Source organism: Modestobacter muralis (genome assembly GCF_010682105.1).
Taxonomy (GTDB): Bacteria; Actinomycetota; Actinomycetes; order Mycobacteriales; family Geodermatophilaceae; genus Modestobacter; species Modestobacter muralis.
In genome coordinates this window covers 77,787-97,522 of sequence record NZ_JAAGWH010000013.1, presented here as the reverse complement: position 1 = coordinate 97,522, position 19,736 = coordinate 77,787, and the positions used below count along the sequence as shown (strand labels likewise).

Below are 19,736 nucleotides of genomic sequence, written 5' to 3'. Positions count from 1 at the left end.
GTCAGCCGACGCTGTCCTGCACGCACTGCTCGTACTGGGGCTGGTCGCCCGTCGAGTTGAAGTCGGTGATGCAGTCCTGGGCCGTCGAGACGAAGGCGATCGCGGCGATCAGCAGGATCGTCCCGAGGACGAAGCCGATGATGCCGGTGACCAGGCCGGCGATCGCCATGCCCTTGTTGTCGGCGCGGCGGGCCTTGACCCGGCGCAGGCCGAGGATGCCGAAGATGATCGCCAGCAGGCCGAGGATCATGCCCGGGAAGGTGAAGAACGCGGCCGGGATGGACAGGATGCCCAGCACCAGGGCGGCGATCCCGAAGCCGTTCTGCTTCGCCGGGGCGCCCTGGTCGTAGCCGCCGGGGGCGTTCCCGTAGCCCTGCTGCCCGTACCCCTGCGGGCTGTAGCCCTGCTGGCCGGGCCCCTGCTGGCCGTAGCCCTGCTGGCCGTAGCCCTGCTGCGGGCTGCCCTGCGCGGGGAACTGCTGGGTGTAGTCCTGCGGGGGCTTGGCGTCCCACGGCTGACCGGAGCCCGCGGGCTGGCCGTAGCTCGAGGAGCCGGCGTTCGGGCCCGACGGCTGGTCGTCGGGGCGGGGGTACTCCGGCTGCTGACCTGAGGGCGTCGTCACCCAGCGGAGCGTAGGGCCTGCGCACACAGGAAGCCCACCGCCGCGCACCCGTTCGAGGTCACGGTGCGGTCACCTCCGCCGGGGGCGCCGGCTGGCGCTGCACTCCGTCCACAGCCTGTGGACGACGCTGACCTGGGGCGCTGAGCAGCTCGTACGGTCCTCGGATCACGGCGCACCGGGCGCCGGACGGGGAGGAGAACGGCGATGGTCGAGGGTCGGGTGCACGTCCAGGCTGCCCGCTGGGTGGTCGTGATCGGGCGGGTGACGACGGCGCTGTTCCTGTGGGGGGCGATCGGGGCCGTCCTCGTCGCCTGGGCGAGCTGGTCACCGGGCCCGCTCCTGCTGACCCTGCTGTACGCCGGCCTCGCCACCGGCTGGCACGCGCTGCTGACCGCCTTCGACCGGCACGGCCGGGGTGCGTGGGCCGTCCTGGTGCTGTGGTCGGCCACGGGGTCCGTGGTCCGCCTCGGCGGGTGGCTGCTCGGCGCGGACGTCGGCGTCCTGGGCGTGGCCGGTGGCCTGCTCAACGTGGTCCTGCTCGGCTCGCTGCTGCACCGCGACAGCCGGGAGTGGGTGGCCCGGCCCGTGGCGCGACGCGCGGCCGAGCCGGTGGCGGGAGCTCGCCGGTGACGCCCCGGATGCCCCAGGATCATGGGCGTCCGCCCGTGCAGGTCACCGAGGAGCTCCCATGACGTCAGCACCGCAGGACCCGCAGCAGGGCGGGCACGTCGAGCAGCCGCCCTCCGGGCAGCAGCCGCCCCCGGGGCAGTCGCCGTACGGCCAGCCCTCCTACGGCCAGCCCTCGTACGGGCAGCAGCCGGGCTACGAGCAGCAGCCCGGGTACGGCCAGCAGGGTCAGTACGGGCAGCCCGGCTGGGGGCAGCAGCCCTCCTACGGTCCGCAGGGCCAGCCCGCCCACGGCCAGCAGCCGCCGTACGGCCAGCAGGCGCCGTACGGCCAGCAGGCCTGGGGCTACCCGGCGGCCCCCGGGCAGCAGCAGGCCCAGCTGCCGCCGACGCCCCGCCCGAGCACGGTGAAGGCGGGCATCGCGGCCTTCGTGCTCAACGTCCTGGTCGGCCTGATCTCGTCGCTGCTGACGTTCGCCAACTGGGACGAGGTGATCGACCAGGCCGCGGCCCAGCAGGACGTGGACTCCGAGTCGGTCCGGGAGCTCGCCGAGACCGGTGCCGTCATCGGCGCGGTGATCGGCCTGCTGTTCCTCGCCGGCTACCTGGTGGTGCTGTGGTTCGCCTGGACCGGCCGCAACTGGGCGCGCATCACCCTCTGGGTGCTGGCCGGGCTGAGCCTGCTCTTCGGGGTGGTCGGGCTGGCCGTCGGCGGCGCCACGGGTGCGCCCGGCAGCGGCGTGCTCACCGTGCTCGGGCTGCTGCTCCAGGCCGCCGGCGTCGTGCTGCTGGCGCTGCGGCCGTCCAGTGCCTGGTACCGGGCCGAGGGGCAGCGCCGGGCCCGCTGGTGACCGGGGTCAGACCCGGCTGCGTGGGCCGCGCGGTGCCCACGCGGCCGTGGTCGGCGCGAACAGGCTGGTGACCGCTGCGACGCACAGCACCAGGACCAGGAGGGACGTGGGGGCGAGCCCGGCGACCACGGCCCCGACCAGGGTGACCACGCCGAGGCCGATCCCGACGGCCAGACCGGTCAGCCGGGCCCACCCGCGCCGCCGCGCGAGCCCCCAGGCGGCGAGCGCGCCGAGTCCACCGAACACGACGCCCTGCACGAGAGTCACCTGTACCGCCTGGACGGCTTCGGACCGCGGGGAGCCCGGCCGTGCGTCGGCGAACAGGTCGACGACGGTGTCGAACGCCAGCGCGGTGAACAGCGCGTTGAGCAGCAGCAGCACCCCGAGCAGGGCGAGCACGCCGACGGAGACCTTGACCGAGGCGGGCATGCCGGGCTTGCCCGGCACGGGGGCGGCCGGACGGGACGACGACGGCGTGGCACTCACCGGCCCAGGGTGGCACGCCCGGAGCGGGGCGCGGGTGGCTGCCGCGCCGAGTGCGATGCTGCGACGGCCGGCACCCCACTCGCCGGCGCCGGCGTCGTCCGTCCCCACGATCAGGAGAGCACCGTGAAGGCCCCCCGGCCGCCCCGAGCCACCGTCCTGTCCCGCGTCGCCGCCGTCCCGGTCCTGCTGGCCGGGCTGGCCGCCTGTACCGGCTCCGCCGACGACGCGACTGTGGCCGCGGTCAGCAGCGCCGGGACGTCGACGGCCGGTGCCACCGCCCCCCGCGGGCCGGTGGGTCCGGGGTGCGCGATGTTCCCGGAGGACGGCCCCGGTAGCCTCGAGGAGCTGGCGGCGACGCCGGTCGCGGGCGCGGTGGGCACCAATCCGCAGCTGAGCACGCTCACCTCGGCCGTGCTCACCGCCAACCTGGTCGACGCGGTCAACAGCCGGCAGGACGTCACCGTGCTGGCGCCGTCCGACGCCGCCTTCGACGCGCTGGGCGCCGACGCGCTGCCCGCGCTGCTGGCGGACGTGCCGCGGCTGACCACCGTGCTGACCCACCACGTGATCGCCGGCCGCCTGAGCCCGGACCAGCTGCCGGGGCGGCACCGCACGCTCAACGGCGACACGGTGACCATCGCCGGCCCGGCCGACGCCCCGACGGTGGCCGCCGAGCAGACCCTGGCCGGGGCCGCGCCGGCCGCCCTGGTGTGCGGTGACGTGCCCACCGCCAACGCCGTCGTCTACGTCGTCGACCAGGTCCTCGCCCCCGCCGGCTGACCCGCGGGGGCCGGTGAGCCCTCAGTAGGGTCGCTCCATGCACAAGGACCCCGTTCCCCCCCACCCCTCGTCCCTCGGGGCGGGCCCCTGGAACGGGGCCGCCTACCCCGACCGCGACCGGCTGCTCGAGCTCATCGTCGAGCTGGCCGTGGTGCACGGGAAGGTCACGCTGTCCTCCGGCCAGGAGGCCGACTGGTACATCGACCTGCGCCGGGTGACGCTGCACCACGAGGCGGCCCCGCTGGTGGGCCGGGTGATGCGCCAGCTCACCGGCGACCTGCGCTACGACGTGGTCGGCGGGCTCACCCTCGGTGCGGACCCGGTGGCCGCCTCGATGCTGCACGCCGCCGCCGACGGCCAGGGCTTCCTCGACGCGTGCGTGGTGCGCAAGCAGACCAAGACCCACGGCATGCAGCGCCGGATCGAGGGCCCGGACGTCGCCGGGCGCACCGTGCTGGTGGTGGAGGACGTGTCCACGACCGGCAGCAGCCCGCTGGCCGCCGTCGAGGCGCTGCAGGAGGCGGGCGCCGAGGTGGTGGCGGTCGCCGTCATCGTCGACCGGGGCGCCCGCGCCGCGGTCGAGGCCGCCGGCCTGGAGTACCGCGCCGTCTTCACCCTCGCCGACCTCGACCTGGCCTGATCGGCCCCTCCACGAGGCGTGGGGGCGAGGGGTCCTCGGTTCAGGCGGCGCGGCGCCGGGCCCGGAGCAGTTCGAAGGCCACCGGGACCAGGGACAGCACGACGACGCCGATCGCGAACAGCTCGATGTGGTCGTGGATGACCGACACCTGCCCCAGCCAGTAGCCCAGCGCGGTGACGCCGGCGGCCCACAGGACACCGCCGACGACCGAGTAGAGGACGTAGACCCGCAGGTCCATCCGGGACGCCCCGGCCATGACCGTGGCGAAGGTGCGCAGGATCGGCACGAAGCGGGCCAGCACGATGGTGCGGGCCCCGTGCCGGGTGAAGAAGGCGTTCGCCCGCTCGACGTGCTCGGCCTTGAAGAACCGGGACTCCGGGCGCTTGAAGACCGCCGGCCCGGCCCGGTGCCCGATCCAGTAGCCGACCAGGTTGCCGGCGATCGCGGCGAGCGGCAGTAGCAGGAGCAGCACCCACAGCGGCGCGAGGGTGACCCCGGCGAAGCCGCCGGCCGCGGCCATGCCCGCGGTGAAGAGCAGGGAGTCACCGGGCAGGAAGAACCCCACCAGCAGCCCCGTCTCGGCGAACACGACCGCCAGCAGGCCCACCAGGCCGAAGGTGTTCAGCAGCTGGGTGGAGTCCAGGAACGCGGGTGCTGCCTCGATCGTCATCGCCGGGCAGGCTACGGGCCGGACCTGGCCGGGAGCTGGCAGGACTCGTGGGCCCACCCCGCCGGGGGTGGGTGAGGTCGGTCACGGAGCGGTCGGCACGGGCGGGAGGACCCCGGACGGGCGCGAGTCGATCACCCGGCGGGATACTGCCCCGAGCAGAGCACCACCGCTGGTCCCGACATCAGGAGTGCACCGCATGCCCATCGCGACCCCCGAGGTCTACGCCGACATGATCACCCGGGCGAAGGAGGGCGGGTTCGCCTATCCGGCGATCAACTGCACGTCCTCCGAGACGATCAACGCCGCCCTGCGCGGCTTCGCCGATGCCGGCAGTGACGGGATCATCCAGTTCTCGACCGGCGGTGCCGAGTTCGGCTCGGGCACCCGGGTCAAGGACATGGTCACCGGTGCGGTCGCGCTGGCCGAGTTCGCCCACGTCGTCGCCGAGCGCTACCCGGTCCAGGTCGCGCTGCACACCGACCACTGCCCCAAGGACAAGCTGGACACCTACGTCCGGCCGCTGATCGCGATCTCCCAGGACCGTGTCGCCGCCGGTCAGGAGCCGCTGTTCCAGTCGCACATGTGGGACGGCTCGGCCATCGAGCTGACCGAGAACCTCGAGATCGCCCAGGAGCTGCTCGCCGAGGCGGCCAAAGCCAAGATCGTGCTCGAGCTGGAGATCGGTGTCGTCGGTGGCGAGGAGGACGGCGTCGCCCACGAGATCAACGAGAAGCTCTACACGGCCGACGGCGACTTCGTCCGCACCGCCGAGGCCCTCGGCTTCGGTGACAAGGGCGTCTACCTGCTGGCCGCCACCTTCGGCAACGTGCACGGCGTCTACAAGCCCGGCAACGTCAAGCTCCGGCCCGACGTGCTCAAGCGCGGCCAGGAGGTCGTCGCCGAGCAGTTCGGCACGGCGGAGAAGCCGTTCAACCTGGTCTTCCACGGCGGCTCGGGTTCCGACCTGTCCGACATCCGCGAGGCCATCACCTACGGCGTGGTCAAGATGAACGTCGACACCGACACCCAGTACGCGCTGACCCGCTCCATCGCCGGGCACATGTTCAGCAACTACGACGGCGTGCTCAAGGTCGACGGCGAGGTCGGGACCAAGAAGCTCTACGACCCGCGCACCTACATGAAGGTGGCCGAGGGCGCGATGGCCGACCGCGTGGTGCAGGCCTGCGAGGACCTGCTGTCCGCCGGCCAGTCCCAGGCAGGCTGACCCGATGACCCACAGTCACAACCTGCTCGGTGAGCCCCCGCCCACCCTGCTCCCCGTCGACCCCGGCACCGCCGCCCTGGCCTCCGGCACCGACCCGGCCGAGGTGGCCGCGGCCCACCCGACCTCCAGTGCCGCCTGGGCCGCGTTGGCCGAGGCCGCGCTGCAGGCCGGGAACACGATCGAGGCCTACGCCTACGCCCGCACCGGCTACCACCGCGGCCTGGACGCCCTGCGCCGCAACGGCTGGAAGGGCTTCGGCCCGGTGCCGTGGTCGCACGAGCCCAACCGCGGCTTCCTGCGCTGCGTCACCGTGCTGGCCGAGGCCGCCGGGGTGATCGGGGAGGTCGACGAGGAGGCACGCTGCCTGCAGCTGCTCGCCGACTGCGACCCCTCGCTGGCCGCCTGACCGACACCCCGTCCCGGGGCACTCCACCCACCGGGCCCGCCGTCCGCACGTCGGACGGCGGGCCCGGTGGTCATTGCCCAGGTCAACGACCCGCGATCGTCCAGATGCGGAGTTGTTGATCAAGGTCTAGCGTCAGCCGCCGGTCGACGCCAGTGGGGCGTCGCCCCGAGCAGAGGGGTTCTCCCATGGCCACGATCCTGTGGATCCTCGCCGTCATCCTCGTGGTGTCCGGCATCTTCGCCATCATCCGCAAGCAGGTCCTGTGGGGCATCGTCCTCATCGTCGTCGGCCTGCTGGTCGGCCCGGGTGGTGTCAGCGTCTTCACCAACTGACCACCGGCCCCTCCCGACGACGGGAGGGGCCGCTCAGTGGCCGGGGCGGGCCGAGCGCAGCGCCTCGGTCAGCCGGGACAGCTCGTCGCCGCCGGCGACCAGCCGGGTGAGGTCGTGCACGTCGACGTCCTCCGCCGTCAGGTCGCCGGCCACCCGGCCGCCGCCCAGTAGCACGAACCGGTCGCCCACCAGGTGGGCGTACTGCGGGCTGTGCGTCACGAACACCACGGCCAGCCCGGCCTCCCGCGCGGCCACGACCGACTGCAGGACCAGGGCCCGCTGCGCCACCGTCATCGGGGCGGTCGGCTCGTCCAGCACCAGCACCCGCGCACCGAAGTGCAGCGCCCGGGCGATCGCCAGGCTCTGCCGCTCACCGGCCTGCAGCGCGCTGGCCGGCTGGTCGGGGTCCAGCCCCACCACGCCGACGCCCGCCATCGCGGTGGTGGTGACCTGCTGCGCGCGCGCGACGTCCAGCCGGCGCAGGGGCCGCGGCCCGCGGGTGGGCTCCGCGCCGAGGAAGAAGTTCCGCCACACCGACATCAGCGGGGCGATCGCCAGGTCCTGCCAGACGGTCGCGATGCCGGCGGCCCGCGCCTGGCGTGGTGAGCGGAACCGCGCCGGGCGCCCGTCGAGCAGCAGCTCGCCCTCGGACAGCCGCCGCATCCCGGACAGGACGCCGACCAGCGTCGACTTGCCCGAGCCGTTCTCCCCGAGCAGGCAGGTGACCTGCCCGCCGCGCAGCGCGAGGTCCACCGACGACAGGGCGGCCACGCTGCCGAAGCGCGCGGTCGCCCCCCGCAGCTCCAGCACCGGCGGCGTGCTGCCGCCGTCCGCCGTGCTCCCGGCCGCGGTGCTCACGACAGCGGCACCCGGCCCAGGCGGCGGCGCACCACGCCGTTGAGCAGCAGCGCGACCAGCAGCAGGGAGCCCAGGAACGACTGGAACCAGCGCGGGTCCCAGCCGGCCAGGACGATCCCCTCGCGGGCGATGCCGTAGAGCAGTGCGCCCAGCGCCGCGCCGACGGTCGAGCCGTAGCCACCGGTGAGCAGGCACCCGCCGATCACGGCCACGACGATGAACTCGATCTCCGCGCCCAGCGCCGGGTCGACCTGCACGCCGCCCAGCCGGACCAGGCCGATCGTGCCGATCAACCAGCCGGCGGACGCCGTGCCCAGGAACAGCAGCACGGTGGTGCGCCACACCGGGACGCCCAGCTCGTGGGCCGCCCGCCCGGCGCCCCCGGTGGCGAACACCGAGCTGCCGAAGCGGGTGCGCCACAGCAGCCAGCTGGTCAGCGCGGTGGCCAGCACCCACCAGACCAGCGAGATCCGGAACCGGCCCTCGCCCAGTTGGGCGGTGGCGCCGAAGACGGCCAGTGCGGAGTCCCAGCCCGGGGCCTGCGCCAGCCCGCTGACCCGCGAGGAGCCGGCCACCGCGGAGGCGACCGCGAGCGAGCCGCCCTGCAGCACCAGGAACGTCGCCAGGGTGACCAGGAAGCTGGGCAGCTCGGTGATCACCACGAGCAGTCCGTTGACCGCACCGACCAGCAGCGCCGCGGTCAGCGAGACCACCAGCGCGGGCCACAGGCCCAGGCCCAGCTCGGTGACCAGCAGCGCGGTGAGCAGGCTGCTGGACACCGAGACGACACCGATCGACAGGTCGAACTGGCCGGCGACCAGCAGCAGGGCCACCGCGACCCCGCCGATGCCCAGGGGGGCGGCGACGTCGAGCACCGTGGCCAGGCTGCCGGTGCTCAGCAGCCCGGGCGCCTGCGGCGCGAAGATCAGCAGGACGAGGCCGACGCCCAGGAGCGCGCCGATGCTCGGGCGGGCCAGCAACCGGTCCAGCAGCCGTCGTCCGGGGGAGCGGCGCGTCACCGGGGCCGCGCCGGCGTAGGACAGCCGGTCGGGGTTCACCGGGCGCTGCGACGACGGTGACGGGCGCGACGGGACGACAGCAGCGCGGCCTCCTCGGGCTCGGGCGGTGTGCCCAGTCTCCACCTGCTGGCCGGCCCCGCCGCAGGGGCCTGCCCCGAGCCCGGGAGGGGGCGACGACGGCCCCGCCGACAGGCCCGTCCAGCGCCGGGGCCCTGCCTCACCCGCGCAGGCGCCAGCGCACCCGGTCGTCGGCGTACCAGGTCCACTTGGTGACCTGCCGGTCGACGGGGACGCCGTCCCGGGTCACCTGGGCGGGCTCGCAGGCCAACTGCAGCGCCCGGCCGCCCGTACGGCCCACCCGGCGCAGCGGCAGCGTGGTGACCGCGACGGCGAGCCGGTCGACCGCCGTCCAGTCCGGGCGCACGTCGATCCGGGTGACCAGCCCGTCGGCGACCCGGGTGTCGTCGCAGTACGCCTGCGCGCCGAACCGCCGCCCCAGCGCGCGCCGCGGCTCGCCGAGGGCCGTGACCCGGCCGCTGTGCAGCAGCACCCCGCCGTGGTCGTCGCGGACCAGCGGCAGCTCGCGCTCGCCGCCGCTGCCCACACCCAAGGAGCGGGCCAGCGCGGTAGAGGCCGGGTCGTCGGCCGGCTCCCAGCTCACCGGCACGGCGGGCAGCCGCTCGGTCTTCCACAGCCGGGCCAGGACGGCGGCCAGGCCCGGCACCGGACCGAGCAGGTGCACCTCCTCGGCGCCGTCCACCACCGAGGCCACGTGCCGGCGGGACGGCGGCTGGGACGCCGCCAGGCCGCGCAGGTCGAGGTGCGTCGCAGGCATGCGGATACCCTGCCACCTGGCCGACCGGGCACCCCCGGTGCAGATCGTGGACGAGGAGAGACCCCCCATGCCCGCAGTCGTGCTGATCGGCGCCCAGTGGGGCGACGAGGGCAAGGGCAAGGCCACCGACCTCCTCGGCGGTCGGATCCCCTACGTCGTCCGCTACCAGGGCGGCAACAACGCCGGGCACACCGTGATCACCCCGGACGGCGAGAAGTACGCGCTGCACCTGATCCCCAGCGGCATCCTGACCCCCGGCTGCACGCCGGTCATCGGCAACGGCGTGGTCATCGACCCCGAGGTGCTGATCGGTGAGCTGGCCGGCCTGGAGGACCGCGGCGTCGACACCTCGCGCCTGGTGATCTCCTCCGACGCGCACCTGATCATGCCGCACCACCGGGCCCTGGACCGGGTCACCGAGCGGTTCCTCGGCCAGCGCAAGATCGGCACCACCGGCCGCGGCATCGGCCCGGCGTACGGCGACAAGGTCGCCCGCAACGGCATCCGGGTCCAGGACCTGCTGGACCTGTCGATCCTGCGGCAGAAGCTCGAGGGCACGCTGCAGGAGAAGAACCAGATCCTGGTCAAGGTCTACAACCGCAAGGCCATCGACGTCGACGAGGTCGTCGAGGAGTACGCCGGCTACGCCGAGGCGCTCAAGCACCGCATCGTCGACACCCGGCTGCTGCTGGGCAAGGTCCTCGACGCGGGGGAGTGGATCCTGCTGGAGGGCTCCCAGGGCACCCTGCTCGACGTCGACCACGGCACGTACCCGTTCGTGACGTCGTCCAACCCGACCGCCGGTGGCGCGGCCGTCGGCGCCGGTGTCGGCCCGACCCGGATCGAGCGGGTCGTCGGCATCCTCAAGGCCTACACGACCCGCGTCGGCTCCGGTCCCTTCCCGACCGAGCTGCACGACCAGTGGGGCGAGTACCTGCGCAAGCAGGGCGGCGAGGTCGGCGTCACCACCGGCCGCGACCGCCGCTGCGGCTGGTTCGACGCCGTCGTCGCCCGCTACGCCAGCCGGGTCAACGGCATCACCGACTTCTTCCTCACCAAGCTCGACGTCCTCTCCGGGCTGGAGACGGTGCCGATCTGCGTGGCCTACGACGTCGACGGCGTGCGGCACGACGAGATGCCGATGACGCAGACCGACTTCCACCACGCGAAGCCGATCTACGAGGAGATGCCCGGCTGGTTCGAGGACATCACCGCCTGCCGTCGCTTCGAGGACCTGCCGGCCAACGCCCAGGCCTACGTCCGCCGGCTCGAGGAGCTCTCCGGGGCCCGGGTCAGCGTCATCGGCGTCGGCCCCGGCCGCGACGAGAACGTCGTCCTGCACGATTTGATCTAGCGACCCTGCCGGGCCGCAGCGCGGCCAGGCAGGGTCCCCGGCTCGTGCTGAGCCGCTTCGTGCGCTGACGTCGGGAGCCTCCGGCTCCGCGACGTCAGCCCACAGTCGCTTCCGGCGACGCCGTGGTCGCGTGCCGACGTCGGCTCACCCGTGCGTCCCCGACTCCGGACGACGCCGACTGTGCGCTCAGCGGGGTGCCCGGCCGTGCTGGGGCCCGCTGACTGCACAGTCGGTGGGCCGGGCAGCGGTGCGGCCGACCGGCACGCGAGTGTGCGCTCGGCGGGCTGTCCGGGGTGCTGACGGCCCGACGAGCGCACAGTCGGTGGGGCGGTGGGCTCAGACGCGGGGGCGGACCGGGGCCATGGCGGCGGCGGAGAGCTCCGAGCGGGCCCGGTAGGCGGTCTCCGGGGCGTCGGTGATCACGCCGTCGACCCCGAGGGCGAAGAGCAGGCGGGCCTCGGTCTGGGCGTCGCCGAAGCCCCGGGGGTCGCCGCCGCGGCGCAGGTGCGCGGGCAGGAACACGTTCTCCGGCCGCAGCGTCCACGGCTCGACGGTCAGCCCGGCGCGATGGGCCTGGGTGATGAGGTCGGAGACGCCCACCAGCCCGCCGTCGGCCCCGTGCAGCAGGATCCGGCCCTTGTGCGGGGCGATGCCCTGCGCGTAGGTCGAGATCTCGCGCAGCCCGGAGGGGGTGACCAGGGCGTCCTGGACGCCCTCCTCGTCGATCAGCTGCACCAGCTTCGGGCCGTCCGGGCCGAGGTCGTCGTGCAGCTCGCGCAGCGCAGCGGGGTCGAAGGCCTGCACGACCACCGACCCGCCCTGGCAGGCGGCGTCCATCCGGCGCAGCTCGTCGGCGACGAGCTCCACCATCGGCATCCCCTGGGCTGCGTACCAGGACGGCGACTTCAACTCGGCCTGCACCCGCACCACGCGGCCGGAGGTCGAGCGGCTGCGGGCCACCTCGATCACCTCGGCGAAGGTGAGGACGCCGTAGCGGCCGTCGTAGGCGGTGTTCATCGGGCGCATCCCGGGGGTGCGCTCGACGGCGCCCAGGGTGCGCAGCTCGGCGAGGGTGAAGTCCTCGGCGAACCAGCCGGTCAGCTCCTCGCCGTCCACCTCCTGGGTGCGCCGACGGTCGGCGAACTCGGGGTGGCCGGCGACGTCGGTCGACCGGGACAGCTCGTTCTCGTGCCGCGCGACCAGGTGCAGGTCACGGGTGAGGACGAGGTCGGGCTCGATGAGGTCGGCGCCCAGGTCGATGGCCAGCTCGTAGCTGGCTCGCGTGTGCTCGGGTCGATAGCTCGGCGCGCCGCGGTGCCCGATGACGAGCGGCGAGCGCTCCAGGCTGGGCGAGCGAACGGCCTTCAGGCCGGTCTCCTGCATGCCTCCAGGGAACTCCAGTTCCCTGGCCGTGTCGTGAACGCGCGCCGACGTCATGGAGTCAGATCGGTGGACGACGCGCTCACCTGGAGAGTCGCCCCACCCGTGTGAGGGAGATCTCAGTCGTCGGTGTGACGGGAGAGGAGAACGGTCGGCCGGCCGGGTGATCGGTACGTTCTGCAGCGTGCGCGTCCTCGTGATCGGCTCCGGTGCCCGGGAGCACGCCCTGTGCGTGGCTCTGCAGTCCGACCCCGCGGTCACCGCGCTGGCGTGCGCGCCGGGCAACGCGGGGACCGCGGTGATCGCCGCACCGTTCGCGCTGGACGCCACCGACCCGGTCGCCGTCGCCGCGCTGGCCGTCGAGTGGCAGGCCGACCTGGTCGTCGTCGGCCCCGAGGTGCCGCTGGTGGCCGGTGCCGCCGACGCGGTCCGCGACGCCGGCATCGCCTGCTTCGGCCCGTCGGCGCAGGCCGCCCAGCTCGAGGGCTCCAAGGCCTTCGCCAAGCACGTGATGACCGCGGCCGGCGTCCCGACCGCGCGGTCCTGGGCGGTCGGCGGGTCGGGCGAGCTGCACACCGTCCTCGCCGAGTCCGGCGCCCCCTACGTGGTCAAGGACGACGGGCTGGCGGCCGGCAAGGGCGTGCTGGTCACCACCGACCACGACGCCGCCCTCGCCCACGGCCAGGCCGTGCTGGACGCCGGCCACTCCGTGCTGGTCGAGGAGTTCCTCGACGGCCCCGAGGTGTCGCTGTTCGCCCTCACCGACGGGACGACGGTGGTGCCGCTGCTGCCCGCGCAGGACGCCAAGCGCCGCGACGACGGCGACGGCGGCCCGAACACCGGCGGCATGGGCGCCTACGCACCGCTGCCCTGGGCGCCGGCCGGGCTGGTCGCCGAGGTCCTGGTCACCGTCCTGCAGCCCACCGTCGACGAGATGCGCCGCCGCGGCGAGCCGTTCAGCGGCCTGCTCTACGCCGGGCTGGCGCTGACCTCGGCCGGCGTCCGGGTGGTCGAGTTCAACGCCCGCTTCGGCGACCCCGAGACCCAGGTCGTGCTGCCGCTGCTGGAGACCCCGCTGGCCGGGCTGCTGCACGCCGCCGCCACCGGGACGCTGGCCGAGCAGCCGCCGCTGCGCTGGCGCGACGGGGCGGCCGTGACCGTCGTCGTCGCCAGCGAGGGCTACCCGGAGCGCCCGCGCCTGGGCGACCCGGTCACCGGTGCCGACGGCGAGGGCGTCCTGCACGCCGGGACCGCCGTCGGCCCCGACGGCCTGGTCCACTCCGCCGGCGGTCGGGTGCTGTCGGTGACCGCGGTGGGCGAGGACCTCGCCGCGGCCCGGCAGACCGTCTACGAGCGCCTGGCGTCGGTGCGGCTGGCCGGTGCGCACTGGCGCACCGACATCGCGCTGGCCGCCGTCGAGGGGCGCATCACCGTCTGAGCGCGCCGGTCGTCCTCCGCGGCGGTCGACGGCGGATCGGCCGTCCTCGTCAGGCCCGGGCGGCGGCCAGCAGGGCGTGCAGCTCGGCGAGGACCTCGGCCTGCACCTCGGCGAAGGGGCGTGCGCCGTCCCCGGCGATCCAGGCGGTGAAGGCCGTGCGGAAGACGACCACCGCGCTCTCGGCCGCCAGCGCGGCCGGCACCGGGCCCACCCCGCGGTCGGTCAGGGCCCCCGTCAGCGCGGTGGCCAGCGCCGACAGCTTGAGCAGCTCGCGCTCCCGGAGGGCGGGGTGGGCGTCGATCGCCCGCTGCCGGGCGCGGGCCCAGGGGTGCCGCTCGGCGGTGAAGGGCGCCGCACCGCCGGCGAGCCCGGCCATCGCCAGGGACATCGCGTCGCCGTCCGGCGCTGCGGTCATCCCGGTGAGGAAGGCCTGCTCGAACTCCTCCTGGCCGCGGAAGAGGACCTCGCGCTTGTCGGCGAACCAGCGGAAGAACGTGCGCTCGGTCAGGCCGGCGTGCGCCGCGATCTGGGCGACGGTGACCCCGTCGTAGCCGTGCTCGGCGAACAGGTCGAGGGCGGCACGCTGCAGGCGCTCCTGCGTCCCCGACTCCCACCTGGCCACGGCACGAGCGTAGTCATGACAGCGACTGACATCGAGGCGTAGGGTGACGACAGCAACTGACGTCACCACGCAGAGGAGCAGGACATGAAGGTCTTCGTCACGGGCGCGAGCGGTTGGATCGGGGCGGCCACGGTCGACGAGCTGCTGGCCGCCGGCCACGAGGTGGTCGGGCTGGCCCGCACGCCGGCCGCTGCCGCCGCGCTCCAGGAGAAGGGGGCCGCTCCGCTGCACGGCGACCTCGACGACCTCGACGCGCTGCGCCGGGGGGCAGCCGAGGCCGAGGGCGTCGTCCACCTGGCCAACAAGCACGACTGGGCCGACATGGCGGCCACCAACCGGGCCGAGCGGACCGCCGTCCAGACCCTGGCCGAGGTGCTCGAGGGCACCGACCGGCCGTTCCTGCTCGCCGCCGGCGTCGCCGGGCTGGTCAGCGGCCGCCCGGTGCTGGAGTCCGACGCCTCGCCCTTCACGGGCCCGGACGCTCCTCGTGGGGGCGCGGAGAACCTGGCGCTGGAGCACGTGGCCCGGGGCGTCCGCAGCATCAGCCTGCGCTTCGCCCCGACCGTGCACGGGACCGGCGACCACGGCTTCGTGTCCATGCTCGTCGACGCAGCCCGTCGCACCGGCGTCTCCGGGTACGTGGGCGACGGCACCAACGCCTGGTCGGCGGTGCACCGCTCGGACGCCGCCCGGCTGGTCCGGCTCGGGCTGGAGCAGGCGCCGGCCGGTTCCCGGCTGCACGTCGTGGCCGAGGAGGGCGTGCCCACCCGGGCGGTCGCCGAGGCCATCGGTGCGGCGCTCGGGCTGCCGGTCACCTCGGTGGCGCCGGAGGACGCCGTGGCCCACTTCGGGTTCCTGGGCGCGTTCTTCGGCCAGGACCTGAGCGCGTCGAGCACGCACACCCAGGAGCTGCTCGGCTGGACGCCCACCGGCCCGACGCTGCTGGCCGACATCGCGGCCGGCGCCTACACCGGCGCCGGCGTCCCCACCGCCGCCTGACCCGGCCAGGTCGGTCTGGGCCCGGCCGCCACGGCGGCCGAGCTCAGCCGGTCGTCACCAGCCGTTTCGCCCGGCGGGTGTCCGGTTGCGGCGGCCGCGGCCCCTCGGTCCGCCGGGACAGGTAGGTGCCGGCGACGTTCGCGCAGGCGATGACCGGCACCGCGATCAGTGCGCCGAAGATGCCGCCGATCAGCAGGCCACCGGCGATGCCCAGCACCACGGCCAGCGGGTGCACCGACACCGCCCGGCCGAGCAGCAGCGGCTGCAGCACGTGGCCCTCCAGTTGCATGACCAGCACGATGATCCCGAACGCGATCAGCGCCCGCACCGGCCCGACCGCCACCAGGGTCACCAGCACCGACACCGTGCCGGCCAGGAACGACCCGATGATCGGGATGAAGGCGCCGAGGAACACCAGCGCCGCGAGCGGCACGACCAGCGGCGTCCCGAGGAACAGCAGGCCGACGCCGATGACGACCGCGTCGAAGCCGGCCACGGCCACCGTCGCCCGCACGTAGGAGATCAGGGTGCGCCAGGAGCGGCGGGCGGCCTCGTCGAGGTAGGCCTGGGAGTTCGCGGGGGTCAGCCCCACGACCCACAGCCAGATCTGCCGGCCGTCCATCAGGAAGAAGAACAGCGTGAACAGGGTCAGCAGGGCGCCGGTGAGCACCTCGCCGACCGTCGCGGCTGTGGTCAGCGCGCCGGAGGTGAGCAGGTCCCGGTTGTCGACGACGGCCTGGTTGGCGCTCTCGACGGCGTCGGTGATCTGGCCGTCGGTGATCGGGAGCGTGCGGGTGACGAAGTCCTGCACCTGGGTCAGGCCCTCGTCGACCTGGGAGGCGAGGTCGTCGTAGCCGGAGGCGAACTCCTCCACGACCAGCGTCACGATGCCGGCGACCACGCCGAGCCCGACCACCAGCATGGTCAGCGCGGCCAGCGAGGACGGCCAGCCGCGGCGGCGCAGGAACGCCGCCCCCGGCTGCAGCAGCGCCGCCAGCAGCAGCGCCACGATCACCGGGACGACGACCACGGCCACGTAGCCCGCCGCCCGCAGCAGCAGGTAGAGCGCGGCCACCACCGCGATCGACCGCCACGACCAGGCCGCGGCGATCCGCAGCCCGTTGGGGACGTCGCGCTCGGCCGCGCGCAGGGCGCCGTCGGGGCCCAGCAGGCTGCCGCTGCTGCGGTCGCGCCCGGCGGTCGGGGGTGGGCCGCCCGGGTCCGGCGGCCCGCTGACCCCGCCCGGGACGTCGGCGTCCGGTGCGTCCGGGTGCGGGCTGCCGACCGGGTGGGCACCGTCGCCCCGGGCCGGCGGGTACGGGACCGAGCCGGCCTCCTCGACGTGGTCGACGACCGCGCGGCTGCCGTCCTCGAGCACCAGCACGGTGCCCTCCGGCCAGGCGTGCGGGTCGTGCTCGCGGGCCGCCCTGATCCGGTCACGGGCCCGGCGGGCCGCGTGGTTGGCCCGGTGCAACATCGGCGTCCTCCGAGGTGATGGGGCCCCGCGCGGGACCGTGCGACAGGATGGAGCCGTGGTGCGACGAGCTGAGCAGTCCGAGACGGTGCCCGCATGATCGACAGGTACACCCTGCCCGAGATGGGCCGGGTCTGGAGCGATCAGCACAAGTACGAGCTGTGGTGCCGGGTGGAGACACTCGTCCTCGAGGCGCACGCGGCCGCCGGGCGGGTGCCCGCCGACGTCGTCGAGCCGGTGCGCAACGCCCCGCCGCCCACGCCGGAGCGGGTCGCGGAGATCGAGGAGACGACGCAGCACGACGTCATCGCCTTCCTCACCGCGTGGGCGGACAACACCGAGCCCCGCTCGGCTGCGGCCTACGTCCACCACGGCATGACGTCCTCGGACCTGCTGGACACCGCCCTCGCCGTCCAGCTCACCGACGCCACCGACGTCCTGCTGGCCAAGGCCGACCGGCTGGTCGCCGCGCTGCGCGACCACGGGCTGGCCCACCGCGACACCATCAAGGTCGGCCGGACCCACGGCGTGCACGCCGAGCCCGACGTCTGGGGCCACCGGGTCGCCGACCTCGCCTTCGCCGCCGCCCGGTCCCGCGACCGGCTGCGCCGGGCACGGGAGGCCGTCGGCGTCGTCGCCATCTCCGGTGCTGTCGGCACCTACTCGCTGATCGACCCCTCGGTGGAGGTCACCGTCGCCGAGGCGCTGGACCTGCGCGCCGCCGACGCCTCCACCCAGGTCGTGCTGCGCGACGGCATCAGCGAGTGGGTCGCCGCGCTGGCGATCATCGCCACCGTCTGCGAGGCGATCGCCCTGGAGGTGCGGCACGGCCAGCGCACCGAGGTGCGGGAGCTGTCGGAGGCCTTCGGCGCGGGCCAGAAGGGCTCCAGCGCCATGCCGCACAAGAAGAACCCGATCCGCTCCGAGCGCATCGCCGGGCTGGCCCGGGTCGTGCGCGCGGCGATCGTGCCGGTCATGGAGGGCATCCCGCTGTGGCACGAGCGGGACATCTCGCACTCCTCCACCGAGCGCGTGTACCTGCCCGACGCGGCGATCACCACCGACTACCTGCTGGACCTGACCGCGGGCCTGGTGGAGAACCTGGTCGTGGACGCCGAGCGGATGCGGGCGAACCTGGAGTCCACCGGCGGGCTGATCTACACCTCCTCGGTGTTGCTGGAGCTGGTCGAGGGCGGGATGGGCCGCGAGCAGTCCTACGCCCTCGTGCAGTCCGCGGCGATGCGCACCTGGCAGGACGGGACGCCGTTCCGCCAGACACTGCGCGAGCGGGCGGCGGCCGACGGCGTGACCCTCGACGAGGCCCGGCTGGACGAGATCTGCCGGCCCGAGCGCTACGTGCAGAACCTCGGCCCGCTGTTCGACCGGCTCGCCGCACTGTCATGACCCTGCCCTTCGAGCTCGTCGCGCAGGGCAAGGTCCGCGAGGTCTACGCGGTCGACGACGACCGGCTGCTGCTGGTCGCCAGCGACCGCATCTCCGCCTACGACGTCGTCCTGCCCACCCCGGTCCCGGACAAGGGGCGGGTGCTCACCGCGCTGTCGGTGTGGTGGTTCGAGCAGCTGGCCCCGGTGCTGGCCGAGCACGGCGCCGAGCACCACCTGCTGGCCACCGGCGACGCCCTGCTGGCCGAGGGCGTTCCGGCGGAGCTCGCCGGCCGGTCGATGCTGGTGCGCCGGCTGGAGATGCTGCCGGTCGAGTGCGTGGCCCGCGGTTACCTGTCCGGGTCGGGCACGCACTTGTACCAGCGCAGCGGCGCCATCGTCGACGTCGCGCTGCCCGCGGGGCTGGTCGAGGGCTCCCGGCTGCCCGAGCCGGTGTTCACCCCCTCGACCAAGGCCGAGGTGGGGGAGCACGACGAGGCGATCGGCTTCGCGCAGGTCGTCGACGCCGTGGGCGCCGAGCGCGCCGAGGCGCTGCGCGCGCTGACGCTGGCCCTGTACCGGCGCGGGGCGGAGATCGCCGAGGACGCCGGGATCGTGCTGGCCGACACCAAGTTCGAGTTCGGCACCGCAGACGGCACGCTCGTGCTGGGCGACGAGGTGCTGACGCCGGACTCCTCGCGCTTCTGGCCGGCCATCACCTGGTCCCCGGGCGCACCGCAGCCCTCGTTCGACAAGCAGTACGTGCGGGACTGGCTGACCACCTCCGGCTGGGACCGGGTCTCCCCGGCCCCCGAGCTGCCCGAGGCCGTGGTCGCCGCCACCCGCGAGCGCTACGTGACCGCCTACGAGAAGCTCACCGGCCGCAGCTGGAGCTGAGGCCCGAACCCCGACGGGGGCCGGGCGCCGGCCTCAGTAGAGGGCGGCGAGGCCGCGGGCGCGGGCGTTGCGCAGTGCGGTGAAGACGTGTGAGCGGATGAGGTCGGCGGAGGCCTCGGGCAGGTCGACGAACCGCAGCGACCACTCGTGCAGGGCGTCCTCCCGCGGCTTCCGCCGGACGATCACGACGGGGATCACGAGCTCGTCGGAGTAGAGGTTCAGCCGGAGCGAGAGGTGCTGGTCCTTCTTCGGGAACGGGACGTTGACGCCGAGCTCGCCGCCGCCCCGGAAGACGCACAGGGCGCCGCCCTCGCTGAGGTCGACGGTGCTCCCCTCGAGGGTCAGGCGACCCCAGTTGACCGACACCGGGAGCCCGATCGGGGCACGGACGGCGTCCCGGCGCTGGAGCCTGCTGGCCGCGCCGGTGAGCCTGACCTTCCAGGTCCCGTCAGTGGCGATGGAGACCGACTCCGCCGGCGCCGAGCGCAGCCCGTCGTCGGCCTGCCAGGACACGTCGAGCATGTCGCGGGAGACGAAGAAGGCGTTCTCGCCGATCGGGGTGCGCGGGATGCTGATGTACAGGTAGCCGTCGTCGACCCGCCGGACCCGGCTGGTCAGCGCCTCGTCCGAGCCGAGGGGCAGGACGCTGAGGCCCGTGGCGGCAGCCGGGTAGTCGACGTTCGCGGTGCCCGCGATCATGCCCACCTCCGTCGTGCGCGTGAGACCGCCCGGTGGCGGCCTGGTTGCGGACATCATCGACAACCGCGCCGGGTTCCTCCAGCGGAACGGCCGGGCCCGTGCACCCGTCCGGGTGACAGCGCCCGTCCGGGGCGGTCCGGC

The 19,736-nt window shown here is 74.4% G+C and carries 22 protein-coding genes; 12 read left to right on the top strand and 10 right to left on the bottom strand.

Translation table 11 applies throughout. The annotated features are described in order from the left end of the window. Position 1: 1 nt before the first annotated feature. On the bottom strand, positions 2 to 622 hold the full coding sequence (locus GCU67_RS22690) for a DUF4190 domain-containing protein (protein WP_163609897.1): 621 nt from the start codon (positions 620 to 622) through the stop codon (positions 2 to 4). Positions 623 to 826: 204 nt separating this feature from the next. Between GCU67_RS22690 and GCU67_RS04565 the strand changes: the two genes are divergently transcribed. Beyond that, entirely contained in the window at positions 827 to 1,252 is a 426-nt protein-coding gene (locus GCU67_RS04565; RefSeq protein WP_163609896.1) for a hypothetical protein, read from the top strand. Positions 1,253 to 1,310: 58 nt separating this feature from the next. Further along, positions 1,311 to 2,099: a DUF6264 family protein gene (locus tag GCU67_RS04560; protein WP_163609824.1), complete on the top strand. Its 789-nt coding sequence runs from the start codon at positions 1,311 to 1,313 to the stop codon at positions 2,097 to 2,099. Positions 2,100 to 2,105: 6 nt separating this feature from the next. Here GCU67_RS04560 and GCU67_RS04555 read toward each other — a convergent pair whose 3' ends face one another. Continuing rightward, positions 2,106 to 2,585, bottom strand: coding sequence for a hypothetical protein (locus GCU67_RS04555; RefSeq protein ID WP_163609895.1), 480 nt, complete (start codon positions 2,583 to 2,585; stop codon positions 2,106 to 2,108). 123 nt (positions 2,586 to 2,708) lie between these two features. Here GCU67_RS04555 and GCU67_RS04550 point away from each other — a divergent pair, with 123 nt between their 5' ends. Both GCU67_RS04550 and pyrE read left to right on the top strand, forming a co-directional pair. Then, a complete protein-coding gene (locus tag GCU67_RS04550; protein ID WP_163609894.1) occupies positions 2,709 to 3,365 on the top strand; it encodes a fasciclin domain-containing protein in 657 nt (218 codons plus the stop codon). Positions 3,366 to 3,402: 37 nt separating this feature from the next. Beyond that, positions 3,403 to 4,005: an orotate phosphoribosyltransferase gene (gene pyrE / locus GCU67_RS04545; RefSeq protein WP_163609893.1), complete on the top strand. Its 603-nt coding sequence runs from the start codon at positions 3,403 to 3,405 to the stop codon at positions 4,003 to 4,005. Between the two features lie 40 nt (positions 4,006 to 4,045). Here pyrE and GCU67_RS04540 read toward each other — a convergent pair whose 3' ends face one another. Next, a complete protein-coding gene (locus GCU67_RS04540; RefSeq protein ID WP_163609892.1) occupies positions 4,046 to 4,675 on the bottom strand; it encodes a DedA family protein in 630 nt (209 codons plus the stop codon). A gap of 196 nt (positions 4,676 to 4,871) precedes the next feature. Here GCU67_RS04540 and fbaA point away from each other — a divergent pair, with 196 nt between their 5' ends. The 3 genes from fbaA to GCU67_RS21125 all read left to right on the top strand — a co-directional run bounded on the left by fbaA (position 4,872) and on the right by GCU67_RS21125 (position 6,638). Then, the gene (fbaA, locus tag GCU67_RS04535; RefSeq protein ID WP_163609891.1) at positions 4,872 to 5,900 is read left to right on the top strand and encodes a class II fructose-bisphosphate aldolase; all 1,029 of its coding nucleotides are present in this window, start codon (positions 4,872 to 4,874) and stop codon (positions 5,898 to 5,900) included. A 4-nt stretch (positions 5,901 to 5,904) separates the two neighbouring features. After that, positions 5,905 to 6,306: a DUF3151 domain-containing protein gene (locus GCU67_RS04530; protein ID WP_163609890.1), complete on the top strand. Its 402-nt coding sequence runs from the start codon at positions 5,905 to 5,907 to the stop codon at positions 6,304 to 6,306. A gap of 185 nt (positions 6,307 to 6,491) precedes the next feature. Beyond that, a complete protein-coding gene (locus tag GCU67_RS21125; protein WP_170311007.1) occupies positions 6,492 to 6,638 on the top strand; it encodes a GPGG-motif small membrane protein in 147 nt (48 codons plus the stop codon). A 33-nt stretch (positions 6,639 to 6,671) separates the two neighbouring features. Here the strand turns inward: GCU67_RS21125 and GCU67_RS04525 are convergent, their stop codons facing one another. From GCU67_RS04525 to GCU67_RS04515, 3 genes are all read right to left on the bottom strand, one after another. Next, complete coding sequence (locus GCU67_RS04525) at positions 6,672 to 7,496, bottom strand: ATP-binding cassette domain-containing protein (RefSeq protein WP_163609889.1); 825 nt, start codon at positions 7,494 to 7,496, stop codon at positions 6,672 to 6,674. After that, entirely contained in the window at positions 7,493 to 8,554 is a 1,062-nt protein-coding gene (locus GCU67_RS04520) for an ABC transporter permease (RefSeq protein ID WP_338104764.1), read from the bottom strand. The genes GCU67_RS04525 and GCU67_RS04520 overlap by 4 nt, the downstream gene beginning before the upstream one ends. 178 nt (positions 8,555 to 8,732) lie before the next feature. Continuing rightward, complete coding sequence (locus GCU67_RS04515) at positions 8,733 to 9,350, bottom strand: hypothetical protein (protein ID WP_163609888.1); 618 nt, start codon at positions 9,348 to 9,350, stop codon at positions 8,733 to 8,735. A 67-nt stretch (positions 9,351 to 9,417) separates the two neighbouring features. Between GCU67_RS04515 and GCU67_RS04510 the strand changes: the two genes are divergently transcribed. Continuing rightward, entirely contained in the window at positions 9,418 to 10,704 is a 1,287-nt protein-coding gene (locus GCU67_RS04510; RefSeq protein WP_163609887.1) for an adenylosuccinate synthase, read from the top strand. A 336-nt stretch (positions 10,705 to 11,040) separates the two neighbouring features. Here the strand turns inward: GCU67_RS04510 and GCU67_RS04505 are convergent, their stop codons facing one another. Beyond that, positions 11,041 to 12,087, bottom strand: coding sequence for a glycerophosphodiester phosphodiesterase family protein (locus GCU67_RS04505; protein ID WP_163609886.1), 1,047 nt, complete (start codon positions 12,085 to 12,087; stop codon positions 11,041 to 11,043). Positions 12,088 to 12,268: 181 nt separating this feature from the next. On the opposite strand from GCU67_RS04505, the gene purD reads away from it, so the two are divergent. After that, positions 12,269 to 13,522: a phosphoribosylamine--glycine ligase gene (gene purD, locus GCU67_RS04500; RefSeq protein WP_163609885.1), complete on the top strand. Its 1,254-nt coding sequence runs from the start codon at positions 12,269 to 12,271 to the stop codon at positions 13,520 to 13,522. A 49-nt stretch (positions 13,523 to 13,571) separates the two neighbouring features. Here purD and GCU67_RS04495 read toward each other — a convergent pair whose 3' ends face one another. Next, positions 13,572 to 14,144 (bottom strand): TetR family transcriptional regulator, encoded by a 573-nt coding sequence (locus tag GCU67_RS04495; protein ID WP_163609884.1) that lies wholly within the window; start codon positions 14,142 to 14,144, stop codon positions 13,572 to 13,574. Between the two features lie 84 nt (positions 14,145 to 14,228). Between GCU67_RS04495 and GCU67_RS04490 the strand changes: the two genes are divergently transcribed. Continuing rightward, positions 14,229 to 15,143 carry an SDR family oxidoreductase gene (locus GCU67_RS04490; RefSeq protein WP_163609883.1) on the top strand — a complete coding sequence of 305 codons (915 nt, stop codon included), beginning with the start codon at positions 14,229 to 14,231 and terminating at the stop codon, positions 15,141 to 15,143. Positions 15,144 to 15,186: 43 nt separating this feature from the next. Here the strand turns inward: GCU67_RS04490 and GCU67_RS04485 are convergent, their stop codons facing one another. Continuing rightward, complete coding sequence (locus GCU67_RS04485) at positions 15,187 to 16,620, bottom strand: AI-2E family transporter (RefSeq protein WP_163609882.1); 1,434 nt, start codon at positions 16,618 to 16,620, stop codon at positions 15,187 to 15,189. 93 nt (positions 16,621 to 16,713) lie between these two features. Between GCU67_RS04485 and purB the strand changes: the two genes are divergently transcribed. Beyond that, entirely contained in the window at positions 16,714 to 18,021 is a 1,308-nt protein-coding gene (gene purB, locus GCU67_RS04480; RefSeq protein WP_163609881.1) for an adenylosuccinate lyase, read from the top strand. Next, on the top strand, positions 18,018 to 18,896 hold the full coding sequence (locus GCU67_RS04475; protein WP_163609880.1) for a phosphoribosylaminoimidazolesuccinocarboxamide synthase: 879 nt from the start codon (positions 18,018 to 18,020) through the stop codon (positions 18,894 to 18,896). The genes purB and GCU67_RS04475 overlap by 4 nt, the downstream gene beginning before the upstream one ends. Positions 18,897 to 18,929: 33 nt before the next feature. On the opposite strand, the gene GCU67_RS04470 is transcribed toward GCU67_RS04475, so the two are convergent. Next, complete coding sequence (locus GCU67_RS04470) at positions 18,930 to 19,595, bottom strand: flagellar brake protein (protein WP_163609879.1); 666 nt, start codon at positions 19,593 to 19,595, stop codon at positions 18,930 to 18,932. Positions 19,596 to 19,736: the final 141 nt, after the last annotated feature.

Bases quoted from the DNA above. Each gene is read 5' to 3' on its own strand.
- GCU67_RS21125 (WP_170311007.1), top strand. From the start codon at position 6,492: ATGGCCACGATCCTGTGGATCCTCGCCGTCATCCTCGTGGTGTCCGGC.
- GCU67_RS04510 (WP_163609887.1), top strand. From the start codon at position 9,418: ATGCCCGCAGTCGTGCTGATCGGCGCCCAGTGGGGCGACGAGGGCAAG.
- GCU67_RS04560 (WP_163609824.1), top strand. From the start codon at position 1,311: ATGACGTCAGCACCGCAGGACCCGCAGCAGGGCGGGCACGTCGAGCAG.
- GCU67_RS04565 (WP_163609896.1), top strand. From the start codon at position 827: ATGGTCGAGGGTCGGGTGCACGTCCAGGCTGCCCGCTGGGTGGTCGTG.
- purB (WP_163609881.1), top strand. From the start codon at position 16,714: ATGATCGACAGGTACACCCTGCCCGAGATGGGCCGGGTCTGGAGCGAT.
- GCU67_RS04490 (WP_163609883.1), top strand. From the start codon at position 14,229: ATGAAGGTCTTCGTCACGGGCGCGAGCGGTTGGATCGGGGCGGCCACG.
- GCU67_RS04475 (WP_163609880.1), top strand. From the start codon at position 18,018: ATGACCCTGCCCTTCGAGCTCGTCGCGCAGGGCAAGGTCCGCGAGGTC.
- GCU67_RS04530 (WP_163609890.1), top strand. From the start codon at position 5,905: ATGACCCACAGTCACAACCTGCTCGGTGAGCCCCCGCCCACCCTGCTC.
- GCU67_RS04505 (WP_163609886.1), bottom strand. From the start codon at position 12,087: ATGCAGGAGACCGGCCTGAAGGCCGTTCGCTCGCCCAGCCTGGAGCGC.
- GCU67_RS04470 (WP_163609879.1), bottom strand. From the start codon at position 19,595: ATGATCGCGGGCACCGCGAACGTCGACTACCCGGCTGCCGCCACGGGC.
- GCU67_RS04540 (WP_163609892.1), bottom strand. From the start codon at position 4,675: ATGACGATCGAGGCAGCACCCGCGTTCCTGGACTCCACCCAGCTGCTG.
- pyrE (WP_163609893.1), top strand. From the start codon at position 3,403: ATGCACAAGGACCCCGTTCCCCCCCACCCCTCGTCCCTCGGGGCGGGC.
- fbaA (WP_163609891.1), top strand. From the start codon at position 4,872: ATGCCCATCGCGACCCCCGAGGTCTACGCCGACATGATCACCCGGGCG.
- GCU67_RS04515 (WP_163609888.1), bottom strand. From the start codon at position 9,350: ATGCCTGCGACGCACCTCGACCTGCGCGGCCTGGCGGCGTCCCAGCCG.
- GCU67_RS04485 (WP_163609882.1), bottom strand. From the start codon at position 16,620: ATGTTGCACCGGGCCAACCACGCGGCCCGCCGGGCCCGTGACCGGATC.